This window comes from Streptomyces sp. NPDC048197 (genome assembly GCF_043202395.1).
In the GTDB taxonomy this organism is placed as follows: domain Bacteria; phylum Actinomycetota; class Actinomycetes; order Streptomycetales; family Streptomycetaceae; genus Streptomyces; species Streptomyces siderophoricus.
In genome coordinates this window covers 21,900-38,056 of record NZ_JBIDAJ010000014.1, presented here as the reverse complement: position 1 = coordinate 38,056, position 16,157 = coordinate 21,900, and the positions used below count along the sequence as shown (strand labels likewise).

Sequence of the window (16,157 nt, the reverse complement as noted above, 5' to 3'; positions counted from 1 at the left end):
GACCGGAGAGTCCAAAGTCCGGCGTGCGCGCGACCTCTTGTCGGCTTGGGCGTCGCCGGTCGAAAGGGTACGGAAGATGGCAGCGCGACAGAGGGCGAACGTGCGGATGCGAGGTAGATGAGTTGGGTGTTGGCCCGTCCAGGCGATCCGTTGTCGAAGGTCGAGCAGGACGAGGACGGCTCGGACGATGCGGGTGATGGCTGCCGGGTCGAGGCTGCACCTGCCCCGGACCTTGCGTGGAACGTCCGGGACAGCTCGGTGAGTTCATCGCCCCAACGCGATGACGGGAGAATCATCGTGTGGTAAACATGCATAATGCCTTTACATCGCCCCTTCCGCTTCGGTGTCAACATGTTCGCTTCCGAATCGCGAAACGAGTGGATCGCGAAGTGCCGCAGAGCCGAGGAACTCGGTTTTGATGTGATCGGAGTGGCCGATCACCTGGGATTTCCCGCGCCGTTCCCGGCAATAGTGCTCGCAGCCGAAGCAACCGAACGGGTACGGCTGTCCACGTTTGTGTTGAACACCCCGTTCTACAACCCCGTCCTTCTCGCCCGTGAGGTGGCAAGCACCGACCAATTCGTCGATGGACGTATGGAACTCGGACTCGGCGCAGGCTATGTGAAGTCCGAGTTCGACGCCGCGGGGATACCGTTCCCCAGCGGCGGAAAGCGGGTTGAACAGCTGGAACGGACTGTCACGACGTTGCGCCGCCTGTTTGAGGACCCGGAATATCAGCCGCGTCCGGCCCAGCCGTCCGGGCCGCCACTGCTGATCGGCGGCTGGGGCGATCGGCTGCTGCGACTGGCCGCCACACACGCCGACATCATCGCCTTCACCGGGGGCTGGGCCAACACCACCGGTGATGAACTCCATCTGGCCGGAGCCGCACAGACGGAAGAACGGGTCGCCTATGTACGCGGTCTGCTCGGCGACCGTGCCGACGCAGTGGAGCTGAATCTCCTGGTGCAACAGGTGATTCCGCCCGCCGATCGCAGCACGATGCCCGACAGGTTCGAGCCACTGCCGCCCGACGCCGAGCACAGCCCCGAGGAACTTCCCAGCGTATTGACCGGAACTCCAACGGAGATGGCGCAACAAATTAAGGAGCGTCGCGAACGCTACGGCTTCACCTACTTCACGGTCATGGAATACAACATGGAGAACTTCGCGCCGGTCATCGCCGCACTGCGCTGAACCACACAATTCGCCGCAATGCCACCGAATACGGGGGCTGTGATCGAAAGAGGTGCCCCAATGAGTATCGGCGCCGGAACCAGTCGCGGAACGGCTGGAACGCATTCCGCGCTCGCCGCCCAGGAAAGCCCCACGACCCTTGTGCTGCTGCGCCATGGTGAGACGGAATTGACCCCGCAGAAGCGGTTGTCCGGCAGCGGCGGCTCCGATCCGGCGTTGTCAGAGGCCGGGAAACGGCAGGCAGAGGCCGCCGCGAGGGTGCTCGCGGCACGCGGCACGGTGCAGGCGGTGGTGTCCTCACCGCTGCGCCGGGCCCGGCAGACGGCCGAGACCGCGGCACGACGGCTCGGCCTGGAAGTCCACGTCGACGACCGGCTCACCGAGGCGGATTTCGGTGCCTGGGAGGGACTTACGTTCGCCGAGGTGGGCGAGCGCTACCCGGACGAGCTGGCGGCATGGCGCGCCTCTCCGTCAGCGGTGCCGGGCGGAACCGGGGAGACGTTCGCCTCGGTCACGCACCGGGCCGCGCTCTCACGGGACCGGCTCCTGGCGCAGTACAAGGGACAGACGGTCTTGGTCGTTTCGCATGTCGGCGTGTTGCGGACGCTGATTCGGCTGGCGCTCGGCGCGCCGCCCGAGTCGCTGTTCAGGATGGAGCTGTCGGCGGCATCGCTCTCGGTCGTGGCCCACCAGGGGGACGGGAACGCCTCGGTGCACTCGCTGAACGACACGTCGCACCTGACGCACCACCGCTGAGCTCGGCAGCCGACGAGGGCGCTGCGTGGCGCAGTGCCCTCGTCGGTCAGCCACCCTCGTCGGTCAGTGTCGAATCGTCTTGGTGCGCATGAGGAATTCGGCGAGGTAGCCGTCGTGCGGCAGTCCGTGCTCCCTCCACGGTGTCGGATGGTCACCGACGTAGACGTTGGCGAGGGACGGCTCGGCCACCAATGCGTCGATCAGGTCCTCGTCAGTGGTGACGGCAGTGAGCACAAGGGTGTCGCGCAACGGCCGGATCCCGGCATCGCGGTCCCACGGCGCAACCCACGCACAGGGGAAGCCCAATTCCATCCCGAGCTGTTCGGCGAACGGACTGTCCAACTGGTGCACCGCCGGCCTGAGGGCCGCGGAACCATCGCCGAGATCGCCGACGATACTGTCACCGCCGAGCCACGCCTTGGTGCCCGCTGCCCGCTGCCGCAGGTACGCGTCCCATCGACGGGCGGGATCGACGGGCATCACAGGCAGGACCGCGCGTTCGTCCGTCGGAGGCAGGCTGGGCAGCGCGGCGAGGCGTTCGGCGATCGCCGCAGCCACGGGGGCGGGGTCGCCCTCGACCAGTACGCCGGTGGCATTGACGCAACCGACGCCCCCACCGCCGCTGATCGACTCCACGAGGGTGTCGACGATCGGCTCCCACTCGGTTTCGGCGGTGATGAGTATCTTCGAGCGCCCGGGGCCCTGCGGCAGAATGCGTGGATCGCCCGCGTATTTGCCCACGACATCCGCACCTCCGTACACCATTCCGAGGTCGGCGTGCCGGAGGATGTCGTCGGCCACGTTGTGGTCGGTGGGCAGGAACGCGATTCCCTCGTCGCCGAAACCGGCCTCGCGCAGGGCAGTCACCAGCCGATGCGGGGTGAACGGCTCACGACGGGAGGGGCGCACGGCAACGCGATAACCGAGTGCGAGGGCGTCGAACCAACCCTGGTGCACCGCAGGGTGGTTGCCCGCCGCATGGACGGCGAACACCTCGCCGCGCCGGGTCCACACCGCCGCACCGTCCCGGGCCCGCGGATCGCGCCACGAGCCGACCGCGGCGGCCGGCCGCGCGTTCTCCACGCTCTGGCGGATCCGCTCGGCGGCCTGCGCGAGGTCGTCGACGGCCTGGCGCACCAGCGTGATCGGTAACCCGGTGACCACACTGACGGTGCGCTGATACTCCTCCGACGTCAGTCCCCCGATCGACTGCGTGGCGAAAGCCCGGCCCGCCTGTGCGAACGCGGCGATCCGTGCGTCGAAGGGGAGCGCCGGCGCTCGACGCATGGCCTTGATCGCGCGAGTGACGTAGAGCGAGGGTGCGAGACTCAGTTTCGCAACCGGGTCTTCGGCAAGACCTTGAATGGTCTCCTGGCGCCGGGACCGATAGGGGCCGCCGGGGCCGAGAACGTCCAGGGGCAACATCAGTACACGCCCTCGATCACCTTCGTGTCGCCGAAGGACGCCACGGGTGCGACATCTGCGACCGCATCACCGAAGCCGCCGTCCAACGGTGCGATCCGGGTGGCGAAGTCCCGCTCGATGTTGTTGACCAGCAAGGCAGTTCGGCTCATGTGATGCACGACTATCTGCCCGCGCTCGCCGTACGGAACGACCTGGCCGGTGTCGGGGTCGATCACCCGGAACGTGGTGTACGGAGCGAAGGAGTCGAACACGCACGGCTCGTCGTCACCGAGGCCGGGTCGCTCCACCGACGTCCCCAGCATCATCGTGCCGCCGTACCCGCCGACCATCTTGGCGTTCACAAACACCTCGTCACGCAGCAGATCTCGGGTGTCGGCGTCCAGATGTGTACCGCCCCAGATGATGGCGCGCACCTTCCGGTTCACCAACTCGACCAGGTCGTCGTGGTGCGCGAGGCGCTCCAGCATCGGCGGGGTGCCGAAGAGGACGCCCACATCCTGCCCGGCCAGGATGTAGCCGACCTGTTCGATGATGTGGTCGGTGTAGGCCTCGGCCATGTCCGTCCGGCCCTGCGCCAGCATCTTCTTCACCCAGCGCGGGTCCAGATCGATGCTGAAGTTCAGCCCGCCCCGGGCCATCGCGGTGTCGACCGCCATCGCCCCGACATTGTGCGGCCCGCTGGGAACCGCACTGACCCAGTCGACATTCCGAGGTACGCCGTGCGCGTCCAGTCGCTCGCTGAACCATGCGACGCTGCCCCGCTGCCACTCCGCGGCATACGCAACTCGCTTGGGCTGCCCGGTGGTTCCGCCGCTTTCGTAGACGGCCACCCCGTGCTCATCACCGTAGCCACGAGGAATCAGGTCACGGACGCCGACATCGCGCAGCTCGTCCACCACATTGGGGAACAAGCCGAGATCGTCGAAATCCCGGACATCGGTCAGCGGATCGAAGTCGAGGTCCCTGGCCCGTTTCAGCCAGAACGGCGACCCGGTCTCCGGACTGAAGTGCCACCGCATCATCTCCCGAACGAACTCTCCGCCGGTGCGCTCGACCATGGATTTCCCTCTCGAAAGAATTGAACGAATGCCAAGGAAAGCGGCGCGCACCGTCGGATCGTCGTGCGCGCCCGCTTCTCCGTCACACGCAGCACGTTCCTACCCGGTCACGGCCGAACCGCTGAGGCAGCGGGCGGTGGACAGGCCGGTCGTGTCGATCCAGGACTCCCTGTCGAGCACGAGGTCTCGGATGATCTCTCCGGCGGCAGGGGCTTGGCACAGTCCCTGACCGGAGAAGCCAGCCGCGTAGAGGAACGGGCGGGAGCGATCGCGGCCGATGAAAGCCATCCCGTCCGGACTGACATCGAGGTCCCCGCTCCACCCGCTCTCAAGGTCGTTTCCGGCGAGGGCGGGGAAGGTCGTGCCGAGGTGCTGGGAAACCCGTTGCAGCCAGGCCTGTCGGGTTTCGTCCGGAGCCGGGCGGCCCATCCCGACGAGAATGCGGTCTCCCCAGCTTCGAATGCGCAGGCTGGACGGGTGCATGGTCATCGGGAGAGCGTTGCGCGGGGCACTGGCGGGGGTGTCGGTCAGCAGCATGTCAACGGGGTACGTGGTCACCGGAATCCGCACGTCGGCCATGGCGGCGACCTTCCCCGCCCAGGGGCCTGCCGCGCAGACGACGGTGTCGGCGCGGATGCTGCCCGCAGGCGTGTGGACCTGCCCGTCCGGGTCGATTCCGGTGACGGCTGTTTCCGTGCGCAGGATGGCGCCGGCCTGCTGGGCGGCTGTGGCATAGCCGCGCACGATCGCGGCGGGATCGCAGGCGTAGGCCTCGGGCGACCAGGCTGCCGCCAGGATGGCTCGCTCGTCGACCAGCGGGTTGAGCCGCGCGGCTTCGGCGGGAGTGACGAGTTCGACGTCCACTCCCGCTGCCTGCTGGGCAGCCTGGGTGTGCCGAAAGTCCTGCACCTGCTGTTCGTCGGTGAACAGCACGAGCAAGCCGATGCGCTTCAGGCCGAGGTCGATTCCGGTCCGTTCGGTGAAGGCGTGGTAAGCCGCCAGGCTCCGGACGGCGAGGCTGCTGATGAGGGCGTTGCCGGGAAAGTAGGTACGCACAACGCCCGCAGTGGTCCCGGACGATCCCGATCCGAGCGCGCCCCGCTCCAGCAGGACGGTACCGACGCCTGCCTCGGCGAGCTGGCACGCTATTGAGGTGCCGATGACGCCCCCGCCGATGACCACGGCATCCGTGCGTTCGGGGAGTTGGCTCATGACTGGCGGACCAATTCATTGGGGCGCAGTTGGCGCAGGTGATCCCCGGCGTCCCACGGGTACAGGTGGAGATTCCAACCGCCCAGACAGTTGACGTAGAGGGCCAGCTGGCCCACCACACTCAGGAAATCGTCGCGGTCGAGCTGGTCGAGGCAGGTCAGGAAGCGCTGGGTGAAACTCCACAGCTGCTCCAGGCCGCAGTAGCCCAGAAACTCGGCCGGAATACCGACCAGCAGGCGCGTCATGTGACGCAATGAATCCATCGGCATGCCCTGGACCGCGGCCCGGACCAGACCACCGTAGGTGGCATACCCCAGCGGGCGGGTCTCACCGTTGACGAACAGCAGAGTGGGCAACACCGTCTCAAAGCTCCCTGCCCCGGAAGGGATCACCCCCTCGTGGAGGTCGGCGAGCTCCTGTGGCGCGGAGAGCCAAGCCCGCTCGGTGGCGGTGTGCACGTCGTGGATGAGACGTTTCGCGTCGGGATCTGCGGCGGTCAATTGCGGAATACGATGGCCGCCTTCCGTTCCCGCCTTGCGGACCTCCACCAGGATCGGCTTCTTCGTCGAATAGACGGAATCCCAGACCGCCTGCCCGGCTTCCAGTAGTGCGGGCATGTCCTCCTGCCGGATTCGGCCCACCGGGGATGCCGGCATCGGTTCGGTCAACGTGCCGTACTTGATTCCTAAATGCTGCAGCGCGGAGCAGAATACGGTCCCATCGGGCGCCTCGCGTCGATCTGCGATCCGAGTGGACGCGGACAGATGCAGCAGCGACGGGATCGGTGCCGCGTGATAGAGATGCTGTCCCGCCACCAGCGCGTGGCCCTGCAGACTCTGGTAAGGCAGCGCCTCCCACAGTGCGTCGGCAAGTTCAGCGTTGCGTCCGTTGAGTTCCGCGGTCACGGTGAGACCCAGGTCGGGCCAGGCAATCTCGATATGCCGACCGGAAAACGTTTCAGGCAAGGTCTTTCCCTTCGTTCAGTGAGATGTCTCCGCTGCCATTTCTCCGTGGGGGAGGCGCGAACGGAGTCGGTTTTTTACGCCATCATGGCGGTGGTCGTTGGGTCGTCTCGACGAGCTCGTCATCGGCCGCCCGGTCAATCCACTCACCTCAGCCGACGGCAATTAGACAGCCTCGATTTACCGGGTCGCCAGCGATGACTAATGGGGGCGCATCTTGCGCAGGCGCCAGCTCTTGAGCTGGGCGAAGGGCCGCTCTGCGGGGACTCGCAGGCGTGCAGGAGTGGTGTTGGTCAGCTTCTCCCGGCCGTCGCGGCTCTTGCCCCTGTGGCGTCGATCGGGATGTGGACGGTGGTGCCGGCGCCTTGGTAGCCGGAGTCGGCGGTGATCTCCACGTCCTGCTCAGCAAGCGGCCTCGGTGAGGGCAGGGAGAGCGGCTCCGGGTTGGCCTCGGTGGCCAGGCTGGTGCAGCGCCGGGCGGACATCAGGGCGCCGTCCAGCAGCAGGCGCCGCTCTTCTCCGGAGGCGGCGGAGGCGTCGGCCAGGCTGGGGGCCGGCGCGGCGAGGACATCGATGCCCTCGTTGACGTAGCGGCGGGCGGGCGGTCTAGGTGCCGATCCCGAAAGTGGCGGCCGAGCTGTTCAAAGGGACTTCATTGGGCTGCGTTACGGGTCCCGCCCTCATCCGGACCCGGCACGATGCGATTCGCTCAGTCTCATACCGCGAATTCATCTGTCTAGCGACAGGCTTCACTGGCCATTTACGCGGCTCGGGAATGGGCGCAAGCTCTTCTCGTCTTGCATAAACGTTAGACCCTAGACAATTTTTAATAAAAGCATCAGGAACATTGACGCGTACACCGGGATCGCAAATCCCGCCGGAGTGCCCATCGTCCAGATTGCATGGGCATACCTTTACGTCATCACCCCTCCGGCGCACCGAGGGAGGAGTGAGCGATTCAACAGCTATTCGATGGTGGACGAGCCCCCTGATGAAGCGATATAACCCGTACAGATAATCCTCGTTATGAATATGCCCACGGACAGTAACTGAGTCGCTAACTTGCAGCTGCCTACCGAACCGGTCTAACAAGGATCCTCCGAGCTCTACTGAGGTCTGCCGAGGTCTTCCTAAACGATGTCGTCTCTCAATTAGAGAATACATGCCGGAACCAACTGGTCAACCCTTCGCAACGGATTGGTCAAGGTGCCCATGCAGCGCTGGTGGATGCGTGGAAACCGTCCGGCAGGTCGATTTCAGTGTCCGGGTCGGTGGACTCCAATAGCGGGACCAGCACGCGCGGCCCGTGGTACTCCGGTCAGAATTCGTTGTCTGAGCTGGTTCTTCTTCGGTAATGCTGGTGCCGGGCGGTGGCCTGGTGATGTCGTCGCCAGTGGAACCGACTCAGGGCGTGGGCGAGGGGGACGTTGCGGGGCCCGGGGCGGGGAAGCGGAACGTCCAGGAGCCGCCGGACCTCTGTCACGGTGGCAGGCGCAGCGCTCATGGCGTCGGCTCTGCTGCCCCTTTGAGCGCGTTTCCAGACGTTCTGTCGATGACTGGACAGGAACCAGGGGCTGGTCCGTCGGCTCCTCAGCTCAACTGGCCGGCCGCGGTGCGGGCTTGACGCTGACGCAGCGGCAGCTTGGACGATGACGCCGTACGGCAGACACAGTCACAGCCACAGGCACAGGCACAGGCACAGGCACCCCACCGGAGGCATTCGTCATGTTGCGCGGCAAGGGCATCCATTACGACACCGGCACCTTTCCCAACGGCGACACATCGCGCCCCGTCTTCGACGTTCGGGACGTCGAACGGGACATGCGTGTCGTCGCGGAGGATCTGCACTGCACCGCGGTCCGTATCACCGGGGGCGATCCGGACCGTATCGAGACCACGGCGCGGTCCGCGGCGGAGGCGGGCCTGGAGGTCTGGTTCTCGCCGTTTCCCTGCGAGTTGTCGAACGCCGAGATGCTGCCGCTGCTCGCCGACTGCGCCGAGCGGGCGGAGCGACTGCGGCGCGACGGCGCCGAGGTCGTCCTAGTCACCGGCTGCGAACTCAGCGTGTTCGCCCGCGGCTACCTGCCCGGGGACACACTCAACGAGCGCATTCCGGTCCTGGCGGGCCCCGGCCGCGAAGCCGCGCTCCAGGGCATCCCCGACAAGGTCAACGCCTTCCTGGGGGAGGTCGTCGACGCCGTGCGGCCCCTCTTCGGCGGCCGCGTGAGCTACGCCTCCTGCCCTCTGGACGGCGTGGACTGGGCCCCGTTCGACATCGTCGGCCTGGACGCCTTCCGCAGCCTGCGCAACGCGGCCACCTACCGCACCGACCTGCGCAAGGAATGCGGCCATGGCAAACCCGTCGCCATCATGGAGGCCGGCTGCTGCACCTACCGGGGAGCGGGAGAGCACGGCGGTGCCGGCTGGTTCCTGGCGAGGGAGGCCGACGGTGTCACCCTCAAACCCGGCCTGGTGCGCGACGAGGGCGAGCAGGTCCGCTACCTCGACGATCTCATGACCGTCTTCGAGGGGGAGGGCGTCGATTCCGTCTTCTGGTTCAGCTTCGCCGGTTTCAGCACACCCCACCGGGCATCCGGACCGGACGAGGACCTCGCCTCCTACGGCATCGTCAAAGTCCTGGACGAGCACAGCGACTATCCCGTCGACAAGCGCACCTACCCCGACATGCCCTGGGAACCGAAGCAAGCGTTCCACGCACTCGCCAGCCGCTACAGGGCCCACTGAGCTTTTCGCAGTCGCTGCATGGCCTTTCACCTGCGAGATCGCCGTACTGGTGGAGTACGGCCCGGCCACGGTGCGCCGCTGGATCGGCCGCTTCCATGCCTGCGGGGTGACCGGTCCGGCCGACCCGGCCCCGCAGCGGGCGGCCGAGGCTGGGGGCCGGCGGCTGCCGACAGAACCTGTGGAAACGCGCTTATGGTTGAGCCGTGACTTGGAGTGAGGCGCAGTACCTCGACTGTCTGCGGTCCGAGCGGCGTGCTTACGCCTGGGTGATGGAACACCATGGCGGTTTGTCGCCGGCAGAAGCCAGGGAAACGGCCTTGCGGTGCTACCCGTACGAGCCGGTTGATGAGCCCTACCGTGGACTCGTCTTTCACGATGAGGCGTGGCACTGGGCGATGCTGGCGATCCATGGCGATCGATACGTGGTGGAACACCCCGAACTGGTTCACCCGTCACCTGACTACGAGGCCCTTGAGTGAACGCCGTCGTCCCGGGGACGCGTGGTTGCCGTTACAGCAACAATAGTTGTCGTCCCGGGTGTGGTGGTCGCAGCCTGATGGTCGGCCAAAGGCCATCGTCGACAATCAGGAGGCCACACGATGACCACCCACCGAGGCGTTGGATCCGCACTGAGCGCGGACGGCAACGGTCCGCCGGGCAGCCGCGTCCACCACGTGCGAGCTGGCGAGTTGGATGGCCATGCCGCCATCAGTGGCGGCACCGTCGGCTCGAAGAAGCTCTGGATGGGCCTGGTGGAGAATGCGCCGTTGAGTGCCACGGACAACCACCATCACGGCGCGTCTGAGGCGGGGATCTACGTGGTCAGCGGTCACCCCGTGTTCGTCTTCCACGACGGCAAAGAGGAGGTACGGATCTCCGCCGGTCCTGGTGACTTCGTGCTTGTCCCCCCGTTCGTCCCGCATCGCGAGGAGAATCCCGACCCGGACGAGCCCGTGGTCGTCGTGATCGCCCGGACCACACAAGAGCCGATCAAGGTCTCCGTGCGCGAGCTGTACCAAGTCAAGGATTCAGACACCCGGCAGGAGGAAGGCGTGGACCGGTTGATCGGGTGAAGCACCCGCGCCCCGTTCCAGATCGCCCTGCGACCGGGGTCGGGCAAACTAGGGGCGGAGGCCGCGGCGGCCGGTGCGTGTCGTGGCGCCGGCCGCCGCGGCTCCTGTGGGGCGGGGTCAGGTGCTCGCGGGCCTCACTTGACCGCGGTGATGTTCGGCAGTCCGCCCCCGTTGAGTGCCGGTGGTTGTCAGCCGGTCTCGGGCACCGGCTCGGTTTCCATCGGGTCCGCCGCACGCTGCTTCGGTTTGACGAAGGCCAGGGGCGCGGCGACGACCACGGCGACGGCCATCACTCCTGCGGTCACGAGCGGGTCACCGGTGAACAGGCTGCTGGCGACGCCGGTGAGCAGGGTCACCAGCAGCGCCCGTCCGCTCATGTTCAGCGAGGACGCGGCGCCCTGGAGCTCAGGGAAGACCGCCAGGGAACGCCCGAAGATGACCGGGTAGACCGCGGCGAAGCCGACGCAGAAGACGGCGATGGGGCCGGTGGTCGTCCATGCGCCCTCGCCGAACACCAGGAACAGGGCGATGCCGAGGACGGTGGCGGCGATGCTGTGGACCACCGTGCGCTCCGGGCCGCCGAGCACCCCGATGAGCTTCGAGGCGAACAGGCTGGTCACCGCGAACGAGGCCACGATGATCAGCAGATGGCCGGCGAACCCGATCGTGGACAGCCCGTAGGTGCCGGTGTAGAGGAACGAGCTGGACGCGATGAACACCATGTAGGCGGCGAACAGCAGACTGGGGGCGACCGAGGCGGCGAGGAACTCCTTGCTGGACAGCAACTGGCGGTAGTCCGCGCCGATCTGACGAATTGTCACCTTGGCCGGTACGTCCTTGGTCTCGGGCAGGAAGCATGCCATCAGCAGCAGCGAGACCAGGGTGATGCCGCAGACGGTGGCGTAGTTGCCGCGCCAGCCGATCGTGCGATTGATCAGTCCGCCGAGTGCGGGCGCCACCGTCATGAAGGTGGACATCGCGGCGTTGGTGAGCCCGAACATCTTGAACAGCTCGGTGCCTTGGTAGACGTCGCCGATGATGACGAAGACCAGGACCACGGAGGTGCTGGCGCCGACCCCCTGGAGGAGCCGGGAGGCGAGCAGGAACTCGATGTTCGTCGCGATCGCGCAGCCCAGTGCACCGGCCAGCATGATCGTGTTGCCGAGCAGCATGACCTTGCGCCGGCCGAACCGGTCCGAGAGCGGACCGTAGACCAGGGCACCGAGGCAGTAGCCGAAGAAGTTGTAGGTGATCGTCAGCTGTACCGAGGACTCGGACGCCGTCAGGCTCTTGGCGATGTCCGGGAAACTGGGCACGGACATGTCGAGTTCCATGATCGTGCCGATGAGCGTCACGACCAAAAGGGCAGGCAGATATCTGTGTTGTTTCATGGCCTCATGAAGGACGGACCCGATGGGAAGAAGGGCATGCGGGCACGCTGAGCAGAGCCGTGCCGGGGTCGGCAGGCTCTGCGGTGCGGCTATGGTCTTCGGACCAAGGGCCACCAGGTGGCGTGGGCGTTGAGAGGCCGTCGGCTCGCCCGTTCACCACCTGCGGCACGTAATGCCGGCTGCAACGTGTCCCCTTCTGCGTCAAGGCTGTCGTCACGCCCATCGTATGGGCGTGGTCGGACGGTGCAATGCGTTTATGACCTGCGGCGATGCGGGCCATCAGCTCCTTGGCGAACAGCTCGGGGGCCGCCCTGGTGAACGATCAACCCGTGCAGGTCGGGCGTGACCGCTCAGCGGCAGGTGATGAGGGGACCGGCCCAGTCGGCGTGGTCGGAGTTGTTGCCGTTGCCCCCGTCGGTGACCACGAGCCGCATCTCGCTGCCGCCGGTCAGGTCTGCGATGAGGTGCTTCGCGGGCTGGTCGACCGTCATCAGCCCGCTGTCGGCGACCTTCGTGCCGTCCCGGTAGACCTGGAAGACCACTGAGCCGTTTGCACCCACCTCGTCGTCGATGCCCACGTCCACGCTGAGGGCGGAGCAGGCGCCGCCGAGGTGGTAGGTGATCTCGCTGAAGGCGTGGGCCCCCAGTCCTTCGGTGTAGCTGGTTCCCTGGATGGTGAGGGGGTGTCCGTCGATGCTGCGGTTCATCCCCACCGGCCCCCAGCCGTTCGTGCTGGAGGTCCACGGCCGGGTACTCAACGGGGTGGTACGGGCGGGCGACGGCCTGTCCTCGGAGCCCGGGCGCCCGGAAGGCGACGGCTTCGGCGACGACGAGGGCCGGGAACGCGGATGCTCGGACGCCTTGGTGTGGGTGGGGGACGGGGAGCCCGACGCCGGGCGGGAGGCGGTCGCCGAGCCGCTGGGCCGAGCGCTCGGCGGGGGGTCCGGAGTGGTCGCCGATGGGTGACCGGACCGTTGGGGGCTGCCGGCCGAGGTGTCGTGGCGCGCCGGTCCGAGCAGGGTGCCGGCGGATATGGCAGCGCCGGCCAGGGCCGTCACGGCAACAGCGAGCAGGGCGACGCGCGCGGGTGAGAGTCGGGACACCTGGGCCACGCGCGGTTCGCCGTTCGGCTTCACCGCCAAAGGGGGCGCAGCGACGGCGGGTTCGTCGCCCGTGGCAGGCTCCCGTTCGCCGTCGAAGGGATCGGGTCCCTCCCCTGATTGGTTGGCCAGCCAGGACTCGAAGTTGTCGCGCAGTTCGGCGTTCCGGGAACTCTGGTGCCAGGCGGCGGCGGTGTCGCGTACCGCCGCCAGCAGCCTGTCCCGCCATACGGCATCAGCCCCCTCCCCCGGCTCTTGGGAGTGCAGGACGCCATTGATGGCTTCCTTCGCCAGGTCCGCTGCGGCCTGGGAGCTTCTGCAGCAGGAGCGGGCGTAGGCCAGTACGGCGGCGTAGTGGCGGCGGTGAAACTCGTCGAGGGCTTCCTCGCCCGTCTTCGCTGGACCGTCCGGAGCCGGCGTGCCATACGGAGCCTGCGTTCCGTAGGGAGCCTGTGTGGCATGTGGATCAGCCGCCGCCCGGCTTCCGGTCCGGGCTGCCGCACGGATGCGCTGGACCAGCTCGGTGTCGGAAGGTGTGGTCCCACCGATGGTGTCGAATTGCTTGTGCATGATTGGGCTACTGACCCTTCAACGTCCTGACGATGAGTGAAAATACCGCAGGTCGTGGCGAGATGGGTGAGGTCAGCCGTGTGTGAGGCGCCGTGGTGGCGGACATGGTTCGCCAACGGGGCCGCATTCGAGGTCAGTTGGTTCATCCCGGCCGGCAATCCACCGCGATGGTCAACGCGATGGTGAACTCCTCAGTTGTTCCGTTGGCCGGGGGCTTCTCAGTCGGTCTGGATGCGCCGACCTGTGACGCGCCTGGGTTCGATGAGCACCCAGAGCTGTCGTTCGCCACCTGCCCACGGCTTGCTGTGGGCCTCCTTGGTCAGCCGGCGCACTGCCTCGGGATCGGTGACGGCACGGACCGGCCCCGACTCCGCCGTGACATGCCTGCTTCCCACGTGGCAGAGCGGCACGCCGTCGGCATGCGCCCACCGGGCCCCCCGGGGACCGAAGGGACCTGGTGGGGCTTCCTCCCACGAAAGAGCCGGTCGGCCCATCCCGCGCGGAACACCTCGGATCAGGATGGGGAGTGACTGGACGAGCGGCTCTTCGCACCGCCCCGTCGCTGTGGGCCGGGGCCCGCAATGACAACGGCCCTTGGGCATGTCGGTCCTGCCGGCCGGGGGGAGGCGGCCGAGTGGCCCATGCCACGGCCTCCCCACTGCGGTCATGCTGGCGAAGTAGGGGCAATGCCTTCCCCACCCCGCGGCGGAAGGAGGCCGACCGGGCCTCCGCACTGCGCAACGCCACCGCCCGCTCGACGAAGGGATGTGGGCACGATGACGGACATGCAGCCCGGGCCTCCCTCAGAGCCGGCCCGGATGCAGGGTGACCTGGGGCGGCGCGCTGCCCTGCGCCGACAGCAGTTGGGGCTGAGCCGTGCGGAGGTCGCCGCCCGGGCCGGTGCCTCGCCGGAGTATCTCCAGTACCTGGAGGAGAGCACCGCCGAGCCCGGCATCGGCTTCCTGCTGCGCCTCGCCGGTGCGCTGGACACGACAGTGGCCGAGCTGGTCGGAGGGACCGTGGAGCTCCCTTCGGGCTACGGCAAGGCCGCGGCCCACCCCGAGGTACTGGTCCTCGCATCCGACGAGTGCCGGGAACTGCTCTCCACTCACGGCGTCGGCCGGGTGGCCGTGACGGTCGAGGGCCCGCCAGGCATCTTCCCCGTGAACTACACCGTCGCCGAAGAGTTCATCGCCTACCGCACCACCCCGGACGCCGGCCCGGCTGCCGCAGCCGGTCACGAGGTCGCGCTGGAGGTCGACCACATCGATGACGCCTTCAGTCAGGGGTGGAGCGTTCTGGTCGTCGGGTACGCCCGTGCGGTCACCGACCCCTCCGAGGCACGCCGGCTGGACGAGCGCGCCCACAGCGGTCCCTGGGTCGGTGACGGCCGCGACCAGTGGATCGCGATCCACCCGGCACGGATCACCGGGCGGCGGATCCGCGCCCTGGCCACCGGGGCGCCGCCGCCCCCAACGTCGTGAGGCGTCACGGCCCCGGCACCCGCGTGCGCTCCGGTGTCCGGCGCGGCGGTCCGTTCGTTTCGTCGCCCCGGGGACTGGCCAGGTGTCGTGGTCCCGGGGCGCCGCCGCACACCGGCTGGGCGGGTTTTGTATCCGGTGGGTGTCAGGGAGCGCTTGGTTGTCCATCGGATCGGTGCGCCAGGACCATGGTGACCTGGCGCGAAGGGCGATGGAGTGCCATGGCAAGGGCAGGTCTCCGAGCCAGCTTCACGTGACCTGACCTGGAGGTTTGCGGGTGGGAGAGGCTTCGAGGGGTGGGCTGCGGAGACCACCGGGTCATGCCGTCGACGCGGCCGGTGTCTGCCGTATCGTTCGTTACGGATCTCCGACCGCGTGAGTCGTGAGCACAGCCGGGACCGTCGTCTCACCTGACCCGTCCGAACGTCCGAACAGGAGTCATCCGCCGTGGCCTCGTCCGCCCCCACCGGTGCCTCGCCGCGCCCGGTTCGTGTGTTGCTGGTGGAGGACGACGAGCTGATGCGCAGGTCCTTCACCGTCGCCCTGGAGCGCTACGGCTACGAGGTGAACGCGGCGGCCGACGGGCTGGCGGGGCTGGAGCTGTTCCGCGACGAAAGCTTCGACCTGCTGATTCTGGACGTGATGCTGCCCGGCCTGGACGGGATCGGCCTCTGCCGCAAGGTCCGGGAGACCAGCCTGGTGCCCGTTCTGATGATGTCCGCCCGTGGCGACGGGCTCGATGTCGTCGCCGGCCTGGAGGCCGGAGCGGACGACTACGTCGTCAAACCCGTGGACACCTACGTGCTCGTGGCCCGCATCCGTTCGCTCCTGCGGCGGGCGGCCTACGCGCCCGCCCCGGGCCCCGAGCGCGCCGCAGACGGGGGGACGCCGGCCGAGGGCGAGGTGCTGGTGTTCGGGGAGCTGAGCATCGACACGGGCGGCATGGAGGTGTTCGTCTCCGGAAGCCCGGTGGCGCTCACCCCGACCGAGCTGAAGCTGCTGCTGGAGTTCGCCGCCCACCCGGGCATCGTGCTGGAGCGGCACACCCTGCTGCGCAACGTGTGGGAGTACGGCTGGGACGGCGACAGCCGGGTCGTGGACCTGTGTGTGCAGCGGCTGCGCCGGAAGCTGGGCCGGGAGCGGATCGAAACGGTCCGCGGCTTCGGCTACAAGCTCAGGCGCTGAGG

General features: G+C 67.6%; 14 protein-coding genes and 2 pseudogenes. 9 read left to right on the top strand and 7 right to left on the bottom strand.

The features are described 5' to 3' along the window. Window positions 1-315 precede the first annotated feature (315 nt). Window positions 316-1,197 (top strand): LLM class F420-dependent oxidoreductase, encoded by an 882-nt coding sequence (locus ACGF4C_RS19800; protein ID WP_393567827.1) that lies wholly within the window; start codon window positions 316-318, stop codon window positions 1,195-1,197. 129 nt (window positions 1,198-1,326) lie between these two features. After that, window positions 1,327-1,953 (top strand): annotated as a pseudogene (locus tag ACGF4C_RS19795) (histidine phosphatase family protein); the annotation flags it as partial. A 63-nt stretch (window positions 1,954-2,016) separates the two neighbouring features. Here the strand turns inward: ACGF4C_RS19795 and ACGF4C_RS19790 are convergent. The 5 genes from ACGF4C_RS19790 to ACGF4C_RS19770 all read right to left on the bottom strand — a co-directional run bounded on the left by ACGF4C_RS19790 (window position 2,017) and on the right by ACGF4C_RS19770 (window position 7,095). Next, window positions 2,017-3,378, bottom strand: coding sequence for an aldehyde dehydrogenase family protein (locus ACGF4C_RS19790; RefSeq protein WP_393567825.1), 1,362 nt, complete (start codon window positions 3,376-3,378; stop codon window positions 2,017-2,019). Next, window positions 3,378-4,436, bottom strand: a complete 1,059-nt coding sequence (locus ACGF4C_RS19785; protein WP_393568016.1) for an AMP-binding protein — start codon at window positions 4,434-4,436, stop codon at window positions 3,378-3,380. The genes ACGF4C_RS19790 and ACGF4C_RS19785 overlap by 1 nt, the downstream gene beginning before the upstream one ends. 99 nt (window positions 4,437-4,535) lie before the next feature. Then, the gene (locus tag ACGF4C_RS19780) at window positions 4,536-5,648 is read right to left on the bottom strand and encodes an NAD(P)/FAD-dependent oxidoreductase (RefSeq protein WP_393567823.1); all 1,113 of its coding nucleotides are present in this window, start codon (window positions 5,646-5,648) and stop codon (window positions 4,536-4,538) included. Continuing rightward, entirely contained in the window at window positions 5,645-6,613 is a 969-nt protein-coding gene (locus ACGF4C_RS19775; protein ID WP_393567821.1) for a hypothetical protein, read from the bottom strand. The genes ACGF4C_RS19780 and ACGF4C_RS19775 overlap by 4 nt, the downstream gene beginning before the upstream one ends. 290 nt (window positions 6,614-6,903) lie before the next feature. Then, on the bottom strand, window positions 6,904-7,095 hold the full coding sequence (locus ACGF4C_RS19770; protein WP_393567819.1) for a hypothetical protein: 192 nt from the start codon (window positions 7,093-7,095) through the stop codon (window positions 6,904-6,906). A 1,240-nt stretch (window positions 7,096-8,335) separates the two neighbouring features. Between ACGF4C_RS19770 and ACGF4C_RS19765 the strand changes: the two genes are divergently transcribed. The 4 genes and pseudogenes from ACGF4C_RS19765 to ACGF4C_RS19750 all read left to right on the top strand — a co-directional run bounded on the left by ACGF4C_RS19765 (window position 8,336) and on the right by ACGF4C_RS19750 (window position 10,428). Further along, entirely contained in the window at window positions 8,336-9,355 is a 1,020-nt protein-coding gene (locus ACGF4C_RS19765) for a hypothetical protein (protein ID WP_393567817.1), read from the top strand. Window positions 9,356-9,366: 11 nt separating this feature from the next. Then, window positions 9,367-9,510: pseudogene (locus ACGF4C_RS19760) on the top strand (helix-turn-helix domain-containing protein); the annotation flags it as partial. 48 nt (window positions 9,511-9,558) lie between these two features. Further along, entirely contained in the window at window positions 9,559-9,834 is a 276-nt protein-coding gene (locus ACGF4C_RS19755) for a hypothetical protein (protein ID WP_393567816.1), read from the top strand. A 120-nt stretch (window positions 9,835-9,954) separates the two neighbouring features. Continuing rightward, window positions 9,955-10,428, top strand: coding sequence for a cupin domain-containing protein (locus tag ACGF4C_RS19750; RefSeq protein ID WP_393567814.1), 474 nt, complete (start codon window positions 9,955-9,957; stop codon window positions 10,426-10,428). A gap of 188 nt (window positions 10,429-10,616) precedes the next feature. Here ACGF4C_RS19750 and ACGF4C_RS19745 read toward each other — a convergent pair whose 3' ends face one another. Next, window positions 10,617-11,819 carry a multidrug effflux MFS transporter gene (locus ACGF4C_RS19745; protein WP_393567812.1) on the bottom strand — a complete coding sequence of 401 codons (1,203 nt, stop codon included), beginning with the start codon at window positions 11,817-11,819 and terminating at the stop codon, window positions 10,617-10,619. Between the two features lie 350 nt (window positions 11,820-12,169). After that, window positions 12,170-12,526, bottom strand: coding sequence for an NPCBM/NEW2 domain-containing protein (locus ACGF4C_RS19740; protein WP_393567810.1), 357 nt, complete (start codon window positions 12,524-12,526; stop codon window positions 12,170-12,172). Between ACGF4C_RS19740 and ACGF4C_RS19735 the strand changes: the two genes are divergently transcribed. The 3 genes from ACGF4C_RS19735 (at window position 12,513) to cseB (ending at window position 16,155) form a co-directional block, all read left to right on the top strand. Next, window positions 12,513-12,785, top strand: a complete 273-nt coding sequence (locus ACGF4C_RS19735) for a hypothetical protein (RefSeq protein ID WP_393567808.1) — start codon at window positions 12,513-12,515, stop codon at window positions 12,783-12,785. The genes ACGF4C_RS19740 and ACGF4C_RS19735 overlap by 14 nt on opposite strands. Before the next feature lie 1,489 nt (window positions 12,786-14,274). Then, entirely contained in the window at window positions 14,275-14,973 is a 699-nt protein-coding gene (locus ACGF4C_RS19730; RefSeq protein WP_393567807.1) for a helix-turn-helix domain-containing protein, read from the top strand. Between the two features lie 444 nt (window positions 14,974-15,417). Beyond that, window positions 15,418-16,155 carry a two-component system response regulator CseB gene (cseB, locus tag ACGF4C_RS19725; protein ID WP_393567805.1) on the top strand — a complete coding sequence of 246 codons (738 nt, stop codon included), beginning with the start codon at window positions 15,418-15,420 and terminating at the stop codon, window positions 16,153-16,155. Window positions 16,156-16,157: the final 2 nt, after the last annotated feature.

Excerpts from the sequence above, each read along its gene's own strand:
- ACGF4C_RS19800 (WP_393567827.1), top strand. The coding sequence starts at position 316 with ATGCCTTTACATCGCCCCTTCCGCTTCGGTGTCAACATGTTCGCTTCC.
- ACGF4C_RS19790 (WP_393567825.1), bottom strand. The coding sequence starts at position 3,378 with ATGTTGCCCCTGGACGTTCTCGGCCCCGGCGGCCCCTATCGGTCCCGG.
- ACGF4C_RS19785 (WP_393568016.1), bottom strand. The coding sequence starts at position 4,436 with ATGGTCGAGCGCACCGGCGGAGAGTTCGTTCGGGAGATGATGCGGTGG.
- ACGF4C_RS19780 (WP_393567823.1), bottom strand. The coding sequence starts at position 5,648 with ATGAGCCAACTCCCCGAACGCACGGATGCCGTGGTCATCGGCGGGGGC.
- ACGF4C_RS19770 (WP_393567819.1), bottom strand. The coding sequence starts at position 7,095 with ATGTCCGCCCGGCGCTGCACCAGCCTGGCCACCGAGGCCAACCCGGAG.
- ACGF4C_RS19765 (WP_393567817.1), top strand. The coding sequence starts at position 8,336 with ATGTTGCGCGGCAAGGGCATCCATTACGACACCGGCACCTTTCCCAAC.
- ACGF4C_RS19750 (WP_393567814.1), top strand. The coding sequence starts at position 9,955 with ATGACCACCCACCGAGGCGTTGGATCCGCACTGAGCGCGGACGGCAAC.
- ACGF4C_RS19745 (WP_393567812.1), bottom strand. The coding sequence starts at position 11,819 with ATGAAACAACACAGATATCTGCCTGCCCTTTTGGTCGTGACGCTCATC.
- ACGF4C_RS19735 (WP_393567808.1), top strand. The coding sequence starts at position 12,513 with ATGCTGCGGTTCATCCCCACCGGCCCCCAGCCGTTCGTGCTGGAGGTC.
- ACGF4C_RS19740 (WP_393567810.1), bottom strand. The coding sequence starts at position 12,526 with ATGAACCGCAGCATCGACGGACACCCCCTCACCATCCAGGGAACCAGC.
- ACGF4C_RS19730 (WP_393567807.1), top strand. The coding sequence starts at position 14,275 with ATGCAGCCCGGGCCTCCCTCAGAGCCGGCCCGGATGCAGGGTGACCTG.